This window comes from Actinomadura napierensis, assembly GCF_039529375.1.
Classification (GTDB): domain Bacteria; phylum Actinomycetota; class Actinomycetes; order Streptosporangiales; family Streptosporangiaceae; genus Spirillospora; species Spirillospora napierensis.
In genome coordinates this window covers 16,482-31,955 of sequence record NZ_BAAAMR010000064.1, presented here as the reverse complement: position 1 = coordinate 31,955, position 15,474 = coordinate 16,482, and the positions used below count along the sequence as shown (strand labels likewise).

The 15,474-nt window shown below is 69.9% G+C and carries 13 protein-coding genes; 11 read left to right on the top strand and 2 right to left on the bottom strand.

Going from position 1 to position 15,474, the window contains the following annotated elements:
* Positions 1 to 127 precede the first annotated feature (127 nt).
* Positions 128 to 1,351 (bottom strand): sensor histidine kinase, encoded by a 1,224-nt coding sequence (locus ABD296_RS30550; RefSeq protein ID WP_344274869.1) that lies wholly within the window; start codon positions 1,349 to 1,351, stop codon positions 128 to 130.
* Positions 1,352 to 1,508: 157 nt separating this feature from the next.
* A complete protein-coding gene (locus tag ABD296_RS30545) occupies positions 1,509 to 2,462 on the bottom strand; it encodes a RecB family exonuclease (RefSeq protein WP_344274866.1) in 954 nt (317 codons plus the stop codon).
* Positions 2,463 to 2,575: 113 nt separating this feature from the next.
* Here ABD296_RS30545 and ABD296_RS30540 point away from each other — a divergent pair, with 113 nt between their 5' ends.
* The 11 genes from ABD296_RS30540 (at position 2,576) to ABD296_RS30490 (ending at position 15,461) form a co-directional block, all read left to right on the top strand.
* Positions 2,576 to 3,763 (top strand): site-2 protease family protein, encoded by a 1,188-nt coding sequence (locus tag ABD296_RS30540; RefSeq protein ID WP_344274863.1) that lies wholly within the window; start codon positions 2,576 to 2,578, stop codon positions 3,761 to 3,763.
* 75 nt (positions 3,764 to 3,838) lie between these two features.
* Positions 3,839 to 4,795, top strand: coding sequence for a tRNA (adenine-N1)-methyltransferase (locus ABD296_RS30535; protein ID WP_344274860.1), 957 nt, complete (start codon positions 3,839 to 3,841; stop codon positions 4,793 to 4,795).
* Between the two features lie 299 nt (positions 4,796 to 5,094).
* Positions 5,095 to 6,858, top strand: coding sequence for a proteasome ATPase (gene arc / locus ABD296_RS30530; protein ID WP_344274857.1), 1,764 nt, complete (start codon positions 5,095 to 5,097; stop codon positions 6,856 to 6,858).
* Positions 6,859 to 7,006: 148 nt separating this feature from the next.
* Entirely contained in the window at positions 7,007 to 8,524 is a 1,518-nt protein-coding gene (dop, locus tag ABD296_RS30525) for a depupylase/deamidase Dop (protein ID WP_285921176.1), read from the top strand.
* Positions 8,525 to 8,803: 279 nt separating this feature from the next.
* Positions 8,804 to 9,013 carry a ubiquitin-like protein Pup gene (locus ABD296_RS30520; protein ID WP_344274853.1) on the top strand — a complete coding sequence of 70 codons (210 nt, stop codon included), beginning with the start codon at positions 8,804 to 8,806 and terminating at the stop codon, positions 9,011 to 9,013.
* A 407-nt stretch (positions 9,014 to 9,420) separates the two neighbouring features.
* Positions 9,421 to 10,257: an endonuclease VII domain-containing protein gene (locus ABD296_RS30515; protein ID WP_344274850.1), complete on the top strand. Its 837-nt coding sequence runs from the start codon at positions 9,421 to 9,423 to the stop codon at positions 10,255 to 10,257.
* A 273-nt stretch (positions 10,258 to 10,530) separates the two neighbouring features.
* On the top strand, positions 10,531 to 11,331 hold the full coding sequence (gene prcB, locus ABD296_RS30510) for a proteasome subunit beta (protein WP_344274941.1): 801 nt from the start codon (positions 10,531 to 10,533) through the stop codon (positions 11,329 to 11,331).
* Between the two features lie 20 nt (positions 11,332 to 11,351).
* Positions 11,352 to 12,137, top strand: a complete 786-nt coding sequence (gene prcA, locus ABD296_RS30505; RefSeq protein WP_344274939.1) for a proteasome subunit alpha — start codon at positions 11,352 to 11,354, stop codon at positions 12,135 to 12,137.
* Between the two features lie 160 nt (positions 12,138 to 12,297).
* Positions 12,298 to 13,656, top strand: a complete 1,359-nt coding sequence (pafA, locus tag ABD296_RS30500; protein ID WP_285921179.1) for a Pup--protein ligase — start codon at positions 12,298 to 12,300, stop codon at positions 13,654 to 13,656.
* A 144-nt stretch (positions 13,657 to 13,800) separates the two neighbouring features.
* The gene (locus tag ABD296_RS30495; RefSeq protein WP_344274844.1) at positions 13,801 to 14,742 is read left to right on the top strand and encodes an FKBP-type peptidyl-prolyl cis-trans isomerase; all 942 of its coding nucleotides are present in this window, start codon (positions 13,801 to 13,803) and stop codon (positions 14,740 to 14,742) included.
* Positions 14,743 to 14,792: 50 nt separating this feature from the next.
* Positions 14,793 to 15,461: a helix-turn-helix transcriptional regulator gene (locus tag ABD296_RS30490; protein WP_344274841.1), complete on the top strand. Its 669-nt coding sequence runs from the start codon at positions 14,793 to 14,795 to the stop codon at positions 15,459 to 15,461.
* Positions 15,462 to 15,474 lie beyond the last annotated feature (13 nt).

The window sequence follows — 15,474 nt, the reverse complement described above, 5'->3', positions numbered from 1 at the left end:
GCCCCGCCCGGGCCCGGCCAACGTCACCCTATGCCCTCCCCGCCTCCGCGGCGGCCTGCCCGCCCCGCCCCCGGGCCCGCTCCCGGGCTCTGTCCCCGGCTCTGTCCCCGGCTCCGTCCCGGCCACCTCACGCCTCCAGCGGGAACCGCGCCCGCACCCCGAACCCGCCGCCCACCCGCGGCCCGATCCGCAGCTCACCCCCGTACAACGCCACCCGCTCGTACATCCCCACCAGCCCGTGCCCCGGATTGTCCGTCCCGTCCGCCACGATCGTCGCCGTGCCCCGCCCGTCGTCCTCGATCTCCACCGTCAGATCCGCTTCCGTGTAGTACAGCCGCACCCACGCCCGCGCCTGCGCCCCCGCATGCTTCAACGTGTTCGTCAGCGCCTCCTGGATCAGCCGGAACGCCGCCACGTCCACCCCCGGCGACGGCGTCCGCGCCTCACCCTCGATCCACAGCTGCACCGACAGCCCCGTCTCCCGCACATGGTCCAGCAGCTCCCCGAGATCCCCCAGACCCGGCTGCGGCGCCAGCTCCCGCCCCGCCTGCTCGGCGTCCCGCTCCGTCCGCAGCACCCCCACGATCCGCCGCATCTCGCTCAGCGCCGTCCGCCCGACCTCCTCGATCGTCGACATCGCCTCCCGCGCGCTGCCCGGATCCCGGTCGATGATCCGCCGCGCCGCCCCCGCCTGCACCGTCATCACGCTCACATGGTGCGCCACCACATCGTGCAGCTCCCGCGCGATCCGCGACCGCTCCTCGATCCGCGCCGCCCGCGCGTCGGTGCCCCGCGCCCGCTCCAGCCGCGCCGCCCGGTCCTCCAGCTCCGCGAAGTACGCCCGCCGCAGCCGCAGGTTCCGGCCCAGCACCCACACCCCCGCCACCAGCGCGCAGTCGCTCACCAGCACCACCGGCGACGTCTCCACCGGCATCATCACCAGCGACACTAGGAACGACACGAACCCCGCCACACCGCCCAGCGCGCTCTGCGCCAGCCCCCGGTGCGCCGACAGGCTGTAGATCGCGATCAGGAACGCCATCACGTCCGGCACCGACGGCGGATACCCCCGCACCGTCAGCGCCAGCTCGCCCGCCACGATCAGCAGCAGCACCGGCAGCGGACGGCGCCGCCGCCACGTCAGCGCCATCGTCACCACGACGACGATCAGCCCGTCCGCCGCGTCCGGCGCCCGGAAGTCCCCGTAGTCACCGCCGTCCGGATAGTCCTGCAGGTACAGCTGCGGCAGGCCCACCAGCAGCAGCCCCAGCGCGAGCAACGCGTCCGCCGCCTGCGGACGCGCCTGCAGCCAGGCACGAAAGGTACGAAGACCACGGATGCGGGGTGACACGACTATCACCCTAGGAGGTCATGGCAGGTCGCGACCCCTCCTGCGCGCGGATCCGCGATCCTCCCCAAGGATGACCCCGCCCGGCGCCCCTACGACCCGCGACGGCCCCGCCCCCGGCGGGCCTCCCGGCCGCCCGGGGCCGGGCCCGCGCGCGTCGCTACAGGTCGTCGCGCTCACGCGCCGCGGCCGCCACCGCCGACCCCTCCAGATCCGCCGGAGACGGCCGCCGCACCGGCACCGCCGGCAGCGGCGGGGGAGTACCCCCGAACTCCGGGCACCGCTCCTTGTGATCGCACCAGTCGCACAACCGGCTCGTCCGCGGCCGCCACTCACCCGAATCCATCGCCCGCCGGATCGCCTGCCACAGAGCCTCCACCTTCCGCTCCGTCGCCAGCAGATCCCGCTCCTCCGGCTCGTACCGCAGCACCTCGCCGTTCCCCAGATACATCAACTGCAACAACCGCGGCACCCGCCCGTGCAACCGCCACAGCACCAGCGCGTAGAACTTCATCTGGAACAGCGCCCGCGCCTCGAAATCCGCCCGCGGCGCCGTCCCCGTCTTGTAGTCCACGATCCGCACGTCACCGCTCGGCGCCACATCCACCCGGTCGATGTACCCCCGCAGCTTCAACCCCGAATCCAGCACCGTCTCCACGAACAGCTCCCGCTCAGCCGGCTCCAGCCGCCGCGGATCCTCCAACGTGAAGTACCGCTCCACCATCCGCCGCGCCTGCCCCAGCCACTCCGACCGGTCCGCCTCACCGGCCTCGCCGTCCTCGAACAGCCCCGCCAGCTCCGGCTCCGCCGCCAGCAGCCGCTCCCACTGCGGCCCCAGCAGCTCCAGCGCCGCCCCCACCGTCCGCCCGCCCGCCGGCAGGTCGTACAGCCGCTCCAGCACCGCATGCACCAGCGTCCCCCGCGCCGCCGCCGGACTCGGCCGCTCCGGAAGCCGATCGATCACCCGGAACCGGTACAGCAGCGGACACGTCATGAAATCACCCGCCCGCGACGGCGACAGCGACCCCACCACCGCAGGACCCTCCACCACGGGCCCGCCGCCACCCCGCGGAGACGGAACGGACACCTCACCACCGGCCTCGGTCGTCGTCATGGCACAGCAGCGTAGGCGACACCCCCGACGAAATCCCGCACCCCCGCCCCACCCGCCGAGATCACCGCGCACCGCACGCCGACCCGCCCCTACGGGGCCGTAGCATCGGAGACGTGACCAACAGCGCGCCCCCGACCCAGGGCAAGACGCCCGCCGGCGACCCCGGCCCCCGCAAGGGCGGCCCCGACGCCCGGCCCGGCCTCTACATGGGCCGCCCCTTCGGCGTCCCCGTCTACGTCTCGCCCAGCTGGTTCCTGGTCGCCATCCTCGTCACCGTCATGTTCGAAGGCCAGGTCAACGGCGTCATCGACCGCCCCGCCAGCTACCTCGTCGCCTTCGCCTACGCCGTCCTGCTCTACGGCTCGGTCTTCGTCCACGAACTCAGCCACGCCGTCACCGCCCGCGTCCTCGGCCTCCCCGTCCGCTCCGTCACCCTCCACATCCTCGGCGGCGAGACCTCCATCGAACGCGAGGCCGCCACCCCCGGCCGCGAATTCCTCATCGCCTTCGCCGGCCCCCTCATCAACCTCGTCCTCGCCGGACTCGGCCTCCTCGCCCACGCCGTCCTCCCCCTCCCCGACGTCGCCCTCCTCCTCGTCGACGCCCTCACCTTCGCCAACCTCCTCGTCGGCGTCTTCAACCTCCTGCCCGGCCTCCCCCTCGACGGCGGACGCCTCGTCCGCGCCGCCGTCTGGAAGGCCACCGGCCACAGCCGCAACGGCGCCATCTTCGCCGGCTGGGTCGGCCGCGGCGTCGCCATCGCCTGCCTCATCACCGGCGCCTACCTCGCCACCTACCGCACCGAAGGCGGCACCGGCGGCTTCGGCTGGCTCGCCCTCCTGTGGTCCGCCCTCGTCGCCTCCTTCATCTGGGTCGGCGCCACCCAGGCCATCCGCGCCGAACGCTTCCGCGACCGCGTCCCCCTCCTGTCCGCCCGCCGCCTCGCCCGCCGCGCCACCCTCGTCACCCCCGACACCCCCCTCGCCGAAGCCGTCCGCCGCGCCCACGCCGACCACGCCGGCGCCCTCGTCGTCGCCGACCACGACGGCAGACCCCAGGGCCTCGTCAGCGAGAAGGCCGTCACCGCCACCCCCGAGCACCGCCGCCCCTGGATCACCGTCGGCGAACTGTCCCGCGGCCTCGAACCCGAACTCACCCTCCCCGCCGACCTCACCGGCGAAGACCTCATCACCGCCCTGCGCCGCAACCCCGCCCCCGAATACCTCCTCACCGAACCCGACGGCCGCGTCTACGGCGTCCTCGCCGTCGCCGACGTCGACCGCGCCTTCGCCGGCGTCTAGCCCGCCCTCCGCACCACGCCCGGCCCCGCCCCGGACGGCCTGAGCCGCGGCCGCCCGCCGCTAGCCTTGACCACCATGAGCGAACCCCAGCCCACCGAGCCCGCACCCGCCACCGGCCGCATCCCGCACGGCCCGTTCCGGCCCGGCGACCAGGTTCAGCTCACCGACCCCAAGGGCCGCATCAACACCATCACCCTCCAGCCCGGCAAGCTCTACCACTCCCACAAGGGCTCCGTCCCCCACGACGACATCATCGGCAGCCCCGAAGGCACCGTCTACCGCTCCAGCGGCGGCGTCGAATACCTCGCCTTCCGGCCCCTCCTCGCCGACTTCGCCGTCCGCATGCCCCGCGGCGCCGCCGTCGTCTACCCCAAGGACGCCGCCCAGATCGTCGCCATGGCCGACATCTTCCCCGGCGCCCGCGTCATCGAGGCCGGCGCCGGCTCCGGCGCCCTCAGCTGCTTCCTCCTGCGCGCCGTCGGCGAACACGGCCTCGTCTCCTCCTACGAGCGCCGCCCCGACTTCGCCGACATCGCCCGCGCCAACGTCGAGAAGTTCTTCGGCGGCCCCCACCCCTCCTGGCGCCTCACCGTCGGCTCCCTCGAGGACGCCCTCACCGAGACCGAGGCCGACCGCGTCGTCCTCGACATGCTCGCCCCCTGGGAGACCCTCGACGCCGTCGCCAAGGCCCTCATCCCCGGCGGCATGATCTGCGCCTACATCGCCACCACCACCCAGATGTCCCGCGTCGTCGAGGACCTGCGCGCCCACGGCGCCTTCGCCGAGCCCTACGCCTTCGAGACCCTCCTGCGCTCCTGGCACGTCGACGGCCTCGCCGTCCGCCCCGACCACCGCATGGTCGGCCACACCGGCTTCCTCGTCACCGCCCGCCGCCTCGCCGACGGCGTCACCCCGCCCGTCCGCCGCCGCCGCCCCGCCAAGGGCGCCCACCCCGCCCCCGAGACCGGCACCCCCGCTGCAGGGGCCTCTGCACCCGGCGACGCCGCGCCCGCGCCCACCACCGAGCCCTAGACCGGGACACCGCCCTGTCTCCGGGCAAGCTCCGGCAACCCGCCGCGCCGCGACACGCCCGTGTCCCACCCCACACACCCCGAAATCGACAAACCCTCCACCCCGACACGCCCCCACACCCAAAACCCCAGGTCCGCCCAGCACAACACCACCACCAACACCACCCCCGCACCGCCCCCCGAACACCACCCGAACCACCCCCGCACGACACGAGTACCGAATGGGCAGGTTACGGAAGCCCTCCAGATAGGTAGGGTCTCAGTAGGTCGTCGGCTCTCTTCGTGAGGAGGTGACGGGGCGTGGCCGCTCGTGACGATGCTGGGGCGCGCAGGGCGCAGCACGACAAGGAGGTCAAGGACCTCCAAACGCAGATCTCCTTCCTGGAGGAGGAGATCTCCGTGCTGCGCCGCAAGCTCGCGGAATCCCCGCGCCAAGTACGTGTCCTAGAAGAACGCCTCCATGAGGCACAAGCGAACCTGGCCGCAGTGACGGGCCAGAACGAGCGACTCGTAGCGACCCTCAAAGAGGCTCGCGAACAGATCGTGGCGCTCAAGGAGGAGGTCGACAGGCTCGCGCAACCACCCTCCGGATTCGGGGTCTTCCTCGAAGCCCGCGACGACGGAACCGTCGACATCTTCACCGGCGGACGCAAGCTGCGCGTCAACGTCAGCCCCGCCGTGGAACTCGACGAACTCCAACGCGGCCAGGAGGTCATGCTCAACGAGGCCCTCAACGTCGTCGAAGCGCTCAAGTTCGAGGAGCAGGGCGAAGTCGTCATGCTCAAGGAGCTCTTCGACGACGGCGAACGCGCCCTCGTGATCGGGCACACCGACGAGGAACGCGTCATCAAGCTCGCCGAACCACTGCGCGGGGTCCCGCTCCGCGCCGGCGACTCCCTGATGCTCGAACCCCGTTCCGGCTACGCCTACGAGAAGATCCACAAGGCCGAGGTCGAGGAACTCGTCCTCGAAGAGGTCCCCGACATCTCCTACGAGGAGATCGGCGGCCTCGGCTCGCAGATCGAAATGATCCGCGACGCGGTCGAACTTCCCTACCTGCACGCCGACCTCTTCCGCGAGCACCACCTGCGGCCGCCCAAGGGCGTCCTGCTCTACGGACCGCCCGGATGCGGCAAGACCCTCATCGCCAAGGCCGTCGCCAACAGCCTGGCCAAGAAGGTCGCCGAGCAGACCGGCAAGGAGGGCAAGAGCTTCTTCCTCAACATCAAGGGACCGGAGCTCCTCAACAAGTACGTCGGCGAGACCGAGCGGCACATCCGCCTGGTCTTCCAGCGCGCCCGCGAGAAGGCCTCCGCCGGAACCCCGGTCATCGTCTTCTTCGACGAGATGGACTCCATCTTCCGCACCCGCGGATCCGGCGTCTCCTCCGACGTCGAGAACACCATCGTCCCGCAGCTGCTCAGCGAGATCGACGGCGTCGAGGGACTGGAGAACGTCATCGTCATCGGCGCCTCCAACCGCGAGGACATGATCGACCCCGCGATCCTGCGGCCCGGCCGCCTGGACGTCAAGATCAAGATCGAACGGCCGGACGCCGAGGCGGCCAAGGACATCTTCTCCAAGTACATTCTCACCGGCCTCCCGCTGCACCCCGACGACCTCAAGGAGCACGGCAGCTCCGAAGAGGCCACCGTCGAGGCCATGATCCAGCGGACCGTCGAGCGGATGTACGCCGAGACCGAGGAGAACCGCTTCCTCGAGGTCACCTACGCCAACGGCGACAAGGAAGTCCTGTTCTTCAAGGACTTCAACTCCGGCGCGATGATCCAGAACATCGTCGACCGGGCCAAGAAGATGGCCATCAAGCAGTTCCTCGACACCGGCCAGAAGGGCCTGCGGGTCAACCACCTGCTCGCCGCCTGCGTCGACGAGTTCAGCGAGAACGAGGACCTGCCCAACACCACCAACCCCGACGACTGGGCCCGCATCTCCGGAAAGAAGGGCGAGCGGATCGTCTACATCCGCACCCTCGTCTCCGGCACCAAGGGCGCGGAAGCCGGCCGATCCATCGACACCGTCGCCAACACCGGCCAATACCTGTAACACGCACCACACGAACGGCCATACGGCGGCCGCCCCACCACCGGGGCGCCCGCCGCACGCCGTCTCAACGCCCTCCGCGGCCCCCGACACGCCCCGGGAAGGACCGGCCCCATGGCTCCACCCTCCCGGCCCCGATAGGCTCGACGATATGAGTGTTCGGCGGGTGATGGGCATCGAGACCGAGTACGGCATCTCCGTACCCGGACAGCCAGGGGCCAACGCGATGGTGACCTCCAGCCAGGTCGTCAACGCCTACCTCGCGGCATCGGCGGCACGGGCCCGCAGGGCCCGATGGGACTTCGAGGAGGAGAACCCCCTCCGCGACGCCCGCGGCTTCGACCTCGCCCGCGAGGTCGCCGACCCCACCCAGCTCACCGACGAGGACCTCGGCCTCGCCAACATCATCCTCACCAACGGCGCCCGGCTCTACGTCGACCACGCCCACCCCGAGTACTCCGCACCCGAGTGCACCAACCCCCGCGACGCCGTCATCTGGGACAAGGCCGGCGAACGCGTCATGGCCGACGCCGCCGCCCGCGCCGCCATGGTCCCCGGCACCCACCCCATCCAGCTCTACAAGAACAACACCGACAACAAGGGCGCCTCCTACGGCTGCCATGAGAACTACCTCATGCGCCGCGAGACCCCCTTCGCCGACATCGTCCGCCACCTCACCCCCTTCTTCGTCTCCCGCCAGGTCGTCTGCGGCGCCGGCCGCGTCGGCATCGGCGTCGACGGACGCGGCGACGGCTTCCAGATCAGCCAGCGCGCCGACTTCTTCGAGGTCGAGGTCGGTCTCGAGACCACCCTCAAGCGCCCGATCATCAACACCCGCGACGAACCCCACGCCGACCCCGAGAAGTACCGGCGCCTCCACGTCATCATCGGCGACGCCAACATGGCCGAGCTGTCCACCTACCTCAAGCTCGGCACCACCTCCCTCGTCCTCGCCATGATCGAGGACGGCTTCCTCACCGTCGACCTGTCCGTCGACATGCCCGTCGCCGCCCTGCGCGCCGTCTCCCACGACCCGTCCTGCAAGCACCTGCTCACCCTGCGCGACGGCCGCAAGATGACCGCCGTCCAGCTCCAGATGGAGTACCTCGAGCAGTCCCGCAAGTACGTCGAGGACCGCTACGGCGCCGACGTCGACGAGATGACCAAGGACGTCCTGGACCGCTGGGAGTCCGTCCTGCACCGCCTCGGCGACGACCCCATGCAGCTGTCCCGCGAACTCGACTGGGTCGCCAAGCTCGCGCTCCTGGAGGGCTACCGCAGCCGCGACGGCATCGACTGGTCCCACCCGCGCCTCCAGCTCGTCGACCTGCAGTACGCCGACATCAGGCCCGACAAGGGCCTCTACAACCGCCTGGCGTCCCGCGACCGCGTCGAGCACCTCATCACCGAGGCCGAGGTCGAGCACGCCATCGACGACCCGCCCGAGGACACCCGCGCCTACTTCCGCGGCCGCTGCCTGCGGCAGTACGCCGATTCCGTCGCCGCGGCGTCCTGGGACTCGGTCATCTTCGACGTCCCCGGCCGCGAGTCGCTCCAGCGCGTCCCGACCCTGGAGCCGCTGCGCGGCACCAAGCAGCACGTGGGCGCTCTGCTGGACCGCTGCCGCACCGCCGCCGACCTGGTGGCCACGCTGACCGGCCAGAGCTGAGCCGGAGCCCCTCCGGGGGCTGACACGCGGGCGCCGTCCGGATCTTGGACGGCGCCCTTTGGATAGTGCCACTATCGAGCGACGTCCCGCGCTGACCTGCGGCGACGGGCGATGTCGCGGTTTCGTGACCGCTTTGCCTGTTTCACAGGTCTGCGGACGGGCGATAACCGGATCAGGCCCCCCGGCGCCTACCACGACCGGGCGAAACGGACCGAGAGATCCGCTCGCCGACGAAGATCGGAGATAGGCTCGGGGTACCGGCAGAAGCGGAGGTACGGAATGGCCACGAAGGACACCGGCGGTCAGAAGCAGACCACCCGGCGCACGGAAGAGGTCGAGGAGACCGAGGCCACGACCACCGAAGACGTCCAGGAGCGGCAGGAGAAGCTCACCGACGACGTCGATTCAATTCTCGACGAAATTGACGAAGTCCTCGAAGAGAACGCAGAGGAATTCGTAAGGGGATTTGTCCAAAAAGGCGGAGAATGATCCCGGTATGTCTGAATTTGAGGAGAATGGCGAAGTCCTCTCCTTGTAAATAACTTCAAAGGCGGCAAAGGCGTGGGCGGACTGATAAAGTCTCGCCCATGTCTTGTAAAAAGTGCCGTGATTGCGGTCAGACAAAGCCCGCTTCGGACTTCTTCAAGCGAGCGGCGTCCGCGGACGGGCTGGCCCTGTACTGCAGGGAGTGCTTCGGCCTGCGGAACGCCGCATCGAAGCGAAGGAGGCAGGAGCGCCTCGGGAAGACGATGAAGCCCTATCAGAGGCGTCGTGAACTCCCGGAGGGGATGAAGTACTGCCCTCGGTGCGAAACGGTCAAAGAGATCGGTGAGTTCGGGAGTAATCGCTCCCGAAAGTCCGGTCTCTCCGCATACTGCAAGCCTTGTCATAACCAGGTGATCGCCGAGCATAAGCAGGTGAAGTACGGCGGCGAACGCAACTTCCTGCTCAAGCTCCGCTACGGGGTGACCGAGCAGGAGGTCGAGCGGATGGTCGCCGAGCAGGGCGGCGTCTGCGTCATCTGCCTCCGGGCGCCGGCGAAGCACGTCGACCACAGCCATCTCACCGGCCTGGTCCGCCGGATCCTCTGCTTCAAGTGCAACGGCGGGCTCGGCCAGTTCCACGACGACCCCGCCGTGCTCCGCCTCGCGGCGGACTACCTCGAGTTGCGCGGCTCGCACGCGCGAAGGATGCGCATCGAGGTGGGCGCTCCGGTCTTCGGAGGGCCGGACCGCGTCCGGTGGGACCCGTTCTGGAGGACGCGCGGGGACAGTCTCCAATCGGCGCGGCACTACCACCTGCGCCGGAAGTACGGGATCAACGACGAGGACGCGAAGTGGCTCCTGAAGGTTCAGGTCGGCCTCTGTGCCATTTGCGCCGATCACCCGGCGGAACATGTCGACCACGACCATGACACCGGTGCGGTGCGTGGTCTTGCCTGCACCGGCTGCAACAGCGGCATGGGGCAGCTGAGGGACGACCCGATCGCCCTTCGGCGGGCGGCGGACTACGTGGAGGGGCGGCTCGTGCAGACGGTGCCGACGCCTGACGGTGGGACGCGGCTGTCGCTGACGGTTCCGGACGTCGACCCCGCGACGGTGCCGCAGGGCGGGTGGAAGGAGTTCTGGGAGGAGGACGGCCGCTACCGCAAGGAGACGCTGCCGTTCGACGAGGAGCTCGACATGCCGACGTGGGTCGGGACGGACGAGGACGGCGCCTTCGTGTACTCCTGACCGCTCTCGGAGCTTGGACGGGGACGACACGCGCACACGACCGGCCCGTCGTGTGCGCGTTCCTTCTGTGCGGGTGGAGGGGCTTTCGCGGGGGAAGGTTCGCCGTGGGCTGACGCGGTGGTGGATCACGCGGCATGCGCCGGGTGAGGGTTGAACAGTAGGGTCGTAGTGGTCTGCGCCGGTGGGGCATGTGAGGGCACCGGCGCCTGGTGGAGGGAAGGGAGTCGCGTGGCGTCCCACGATTCGCACACCGGACGTCTGCCGGGGCTGTTCATGAGCCCGGATACGTCTTCGTTCACGGAGTTCCTGGGGGTGTACTCGCCGGAGTTGCTGCCGGGCCGGCGCGCGGTGCCGGCGTCGCGGGCGGGGGACGAGATCCCGCATGGGACGACGATCGTCGCGGTGAGCTTCCCCGGCGGGGTGGTGATGGCGGGGGACCGGCGGGCGACGGCGGGGAACGTGATCGCGCAGCGGGACATCGAGAAGGTGTTCCGGGCGGACGAGTTCTCGGCGATCGCGATCGCGGGGACGGCCGGCATCGGGATCGAGATGGTGCGGCTGTTCCAGGTGGAGCTGGAGCATTACGAGAAGCGTGAGGGCCGGACGCTGTCGGTGGAGGGCAAGGCGAACCGGCTGGCGACGATGGTGCGGCAGAACCTGGCGATGGCGATGCAGGGGCTGGCGGTGGTGCCGCTGTTCGCGGGCTATGACGAGGAGCGGGACGGGGGGCGGATCTTCTCCTACGATCCGGCGGGCGGCCGGTACGAGGAGCGGGACTTCCACTCGATCGGTTCGGGGTCGGTGTTCGCGCGGGGTGCGCTGAAGAAGCTGTACCGGGCGGAGTTGTCGGCGGAGGACGCGGCGCTGGTGTGCGTGCAGGCGCTGTACGACGCGGCCGACGACGATTCGGCGACGGGCGGTCCGGATCTGGCGCGGCGGATCTTCCCGGTGGTGGCGTCGGTGACGTCGGACGGGTACCGCCGGCTGGGTGAGGACGAGGTGGGCGCGTTGGCTCAGGCCGTCGTGGATGGACGTTACGACTCGCCGGGCGGTCCGACCGCCCCGCTGCGATAGAAGGGAGCCGACCGGTGTCCATGCCGTTCTATGTGTCGCCCGAACAGCAGATGAAGGACAAGGCGGACTATGCGCGTAAGGGGATCGCGCGTGGCCGCAGTGTGGTGGTGCTGCAGTACGACGACGGCATCCTGTTCGTGGCGGACAATCCGTCGCGGGCGCTGCACAAGATCAGTGAGATCTATGACCGGATCGCGTTCGCGGCGGTGGGGAAGTACAACGAGTTCGAGAACCTGCGGTTGGGCGGGGTCCGGTACGCGGACATCAACGGGTTCCAGTACGACCGTCGTGATGTGACGGCGCGGGGGCTGGCGAACGTGTACGCGCAGTCGCTGGGGACGATCTTCACGGAGACGAACAAGCCGTACGAGGTGGAGCTGGTCGTCGCGGAGGTGGGCGAGGACGCGGAGACGGACCAGATCTACCGGTTGACGTTCGACGGGTCGGTGGCCGATGAGCACGGCTACGTGGCGATGGGCGGTCAGACGGAGTCGGTGGCGCAGGCGCTGAAGGACGGGTACGAGGAGGGGGCGTCGCTGGAGGCCGCGTTGCGGACGGCGGTGCGGGCGCTGGAGGCGCAGGACTCGGATCGGCGGCTGGAGGCGAAGTCGCTGGAGGTGGCGGTGCTGGACCGCAATCGGGAGCACCGGTTGTTCCGGCGGTTGCCGGCGCGGCGGATCGAGGAGTTGCTGGCGGAGGGTGCCGGCGGTTCGGGTTCGGGGTCGTCGGAGTCCGGGGAGGCCGGGTCGTCCGGGCCGTCGGTGGCGGATGTGGACGATGTGCTGGAGGACGGCGAGAAGGACTGATTCGTTGCCGGGGGCGTCTGGTGAGTGTGGCGCCCGGGTGAGTTTGGCCCGTCGTGGCCGGGTGGTGTGGTGCCGTCCGGCCGCGGCGGGTTTGTTTCATGCGGGAAACGGTGGGCTTTTGAGACTGCCAAGTGGGGGCCGGGCCGCATAGGGTCTTGGTGTGGACAGGCGCATCTTCGGGCTTGAGAACGAGTACGGCGTCACTTGCACCTTCCGGGGGCAGCGGCGGTTGTCACCGGACGAGGTGGCGCGCTATCTGTTCCGCAGGGTGGTGTCCTGGGGGCGGAGCAGCAACGTGTTCCTGCGCAACGGTGCGCGGCTCTATCTGGATGTGGGGAGTCATCCGGAGTACGCGACGCCGGAGTGCGACAGTGTCGTGGACCTGGTGACGCATGACAAGGCGGGGGAGCGGATCCTGGAGGGTCTGCTGGTGGATGCGGAGCGGCGGTTGCGGGAGGAGGGGATCGCCGGCGACATCTACCTGTTCAAGAACAACACGGATTCGGCGGGGAACTCGTACGGGTGCCATGAGAACTATCTCGTGGGGCGTCATGGGGAGTTCGGGCGGCTGGCGGACGTGCTGATCCCGTATCTGGTGACGCGGCAGATCATCTGTGGTGCGGGGAAGGTGCTGCAGACGCCGCGGGGTGCGGTGTACTGCGTGTCGCAGCGGGCGGAGCACATCTGGGAGGGCGTGTCGTCGGCGACGACGCGGTCGCGTCCGATCATCAACACGCGGGACGAGCCGCATGCGGACGCGGAGCGGTTCCGGCGGCTGCACGTGATCGTCGGTGACTCGAACATGAGCGAGGCGACGATGCTGCTGAAGGTCGGGGCGACCGACCTGGTGCTGCGGATGGTGGAGGCGGGGGTGGTGATGCGTGATCTGACGCTGGAGAACCCGATCCGGGCGATCCGGGAGGTCAGTCACGACATGACGGGGCGGCGGAAGGTGCGGTTGGCGAACGGGCGCGAGGCGAGTTCGCTGGAGATCCAGAAGGAGTACTTCGGGAAGGCGCGGGACTTCGTGGATTCGCGGGGCGGGGACGCGACGTCGAAGCGGGTGCTGGATCTGTGGGAGCGGACGTTGCGGGCGGTGGAGACGGGGGATCTGGACCTGGTGTCGCGGGAGATCGACTGGGTGATGAAGTACAAGCTGATCGAGCGGTACCGGCGCAAGTACGATCTGCCGTTGTCGTCGCCGCGGGTGGCTCAGCTGGATCTGACGTATCACGATGTGCATCGTGACCGGGGGTTGTACTACCTGCTGGAGAAGCGGGGTTCGGTGGAGCGGGTGTCGCGGGATCTGGACATCTTCGAGGCGAAGTCGGTGCCGCCGCAGACGACGCGGGCGCGGTTGCGGGGGGAGTTCATCCGGAAGGCGCAGGAGAAGCGGCGTGATTTCACGGTGGACTGGGTGCATTTGAAGTTGAACGATCAGGCGCAGCGGACGGTGTTGTGCAAGGACCCGTTCCGGTCGGTGGACGAGCGGGTGGACAAGCTGATCGCGGGGATGTGACGGACGGGCCGGGTGCCGTCGTGCGGGGCGGCGGTGCTCGGGGCCGGTGTGGTGGGTGCGACTCGCGTGGTGTGCGCTACCGGCTGGTCACTTGGGGGGTAGGGTGAGCGCGCAGCAGCGCTCATCACCCCTCGAAGGACCCGTATGCGCCGTCGTGTTCTCCGTCGTGTCTTCGCCCTGCCCGCCGTCGCCGTGCTGGCCGTGCCGCTGGTGGCGGGGTGTTCGGGTGGTTCGGATGTGAAGGTGTCGGTGAAGGGCGCGTTCGGGCGTCTGCCGGAGGTGTCGTTCCCGAAGGGCGGTCCGGAGGGGTCGCTGGCGGTGAAGACGCTGAAGGAGGGGAAGGGGACGGCGGCCCGCAAGGGTGATCTTGTGATGGCGGACTATGTGGGGTACCGCTGGAACAAGTCGGGTCGCAAGCTGGTGGCGAGCAGTTACGCGGACGGGCGTCCGGGGTTCTTCTCGACGTGGCAGCTGGTGCCGGGTTTGGTGAAGGCGTTGGACGGGGCGCGGCCGGGGTCGCGGGTGGTGGCGCGGATTCCGCCGAAGGACGGGTTCGGGGCGTCGGGTGACGCGCGGCATCAGGTGGGGCCGGGCGACACGCTGGTGTACGTGCTGGACGTGCTGGGGGTGTATTCGGGGAAGGCGGGGCCGCACGGGCAGAAGCAGGCGCCGCTGGACGATGCGAAGCTGCCGAAGGTGGCGGACGCGCCGGCGGGGCGGACGCCGGTGGTGACGGTGCCGAAGGTGGCGGCGCCGAAGAAGTTGCAGGTGCGGACGCTGGTGCGGGGTGATGGGCCGGTGCTGCGGAAGGGGCAGCTGCTGGCGACGCAGTATGCGGGGTATTTCTGGCGTGATGGGCGGGTGTTCAATTCGTCGTGGTCGGCGGGGCATCCGTTCGGTGTGGTCGTCGGTACGGGCCAGGTGATGAAGGGCTGGGACCAGGCGCTGCTGGGGCAGCGGGTGGGGAGCCGGTTGCTGCTGGTGGTTCCGCCGTCGCTGGGGTACGGGTCGAAGGGGTTGGCGCAGTACGGGATCCGGGGGGCGGACACGCTGGTGTTCGTGGTGGATCTGCTGGGCGCCCACTAGGGCCCGCCGGGCGTTCTATGTTCTATCTCCGCTGTTCTTAGAATGGCGGTGTGGAGGACATCGAGGCGGTGGCGCTGCTGCAGGATCCGGTGCGGCGGCGGTTGTACGAGGTCGTGGTCGCGCGGGGCCGCGAGGTGGGGCGGAACGAGGCGGCGGAGGCCGCGGGGGTGGGGCGGACGCTGGCGGCGTTCCATCTGGACAAGCTGGTGGACGCGGGTCTGCTGGAGGCGGGGAGCCGGCGGTTGTCGGGGCGGTCGGGGCCGGGGGCGGGGCGTCCGGCGAAGGTGTACCGGCGGTCGGCGGTGGAGCGCGGCGTGTCGTTGCCGCCGCGTGACTACCGGACGGTGGCGGATCTGCTGGCGGAGGCGGCGGAGCGTGCGGGGCTGGACCGGGAGGTGCAGGACGCGGCGCGCCGTGAGGGTGCCGCGTCGGCGGCCGGGGAGCCGTGCGGTGATCTGGACGCGTTGGCGAAGGTGCTGGAGGCCCGCGGCTATGAGCCGGTCCACGAGGACGGTGAGGACGGCGGCGGGCCGGTGCTGCGGATGCGCAACTGCCCGTTCCATGCGCTGGCGGAGCGGTTCCCTCCTTTGGTGTGCGGGATGAACCTGGCGTTGCTGGAGGGGCTGGTCGAGGGTTCGGACGGGGTGCGGGTGCGGATGGATCCGCTTCCGGGGTGGTGCTGCGTGGTGGCCGAACCTTCTAAAAACAATGAGGATTGACATAGAAGTGGCG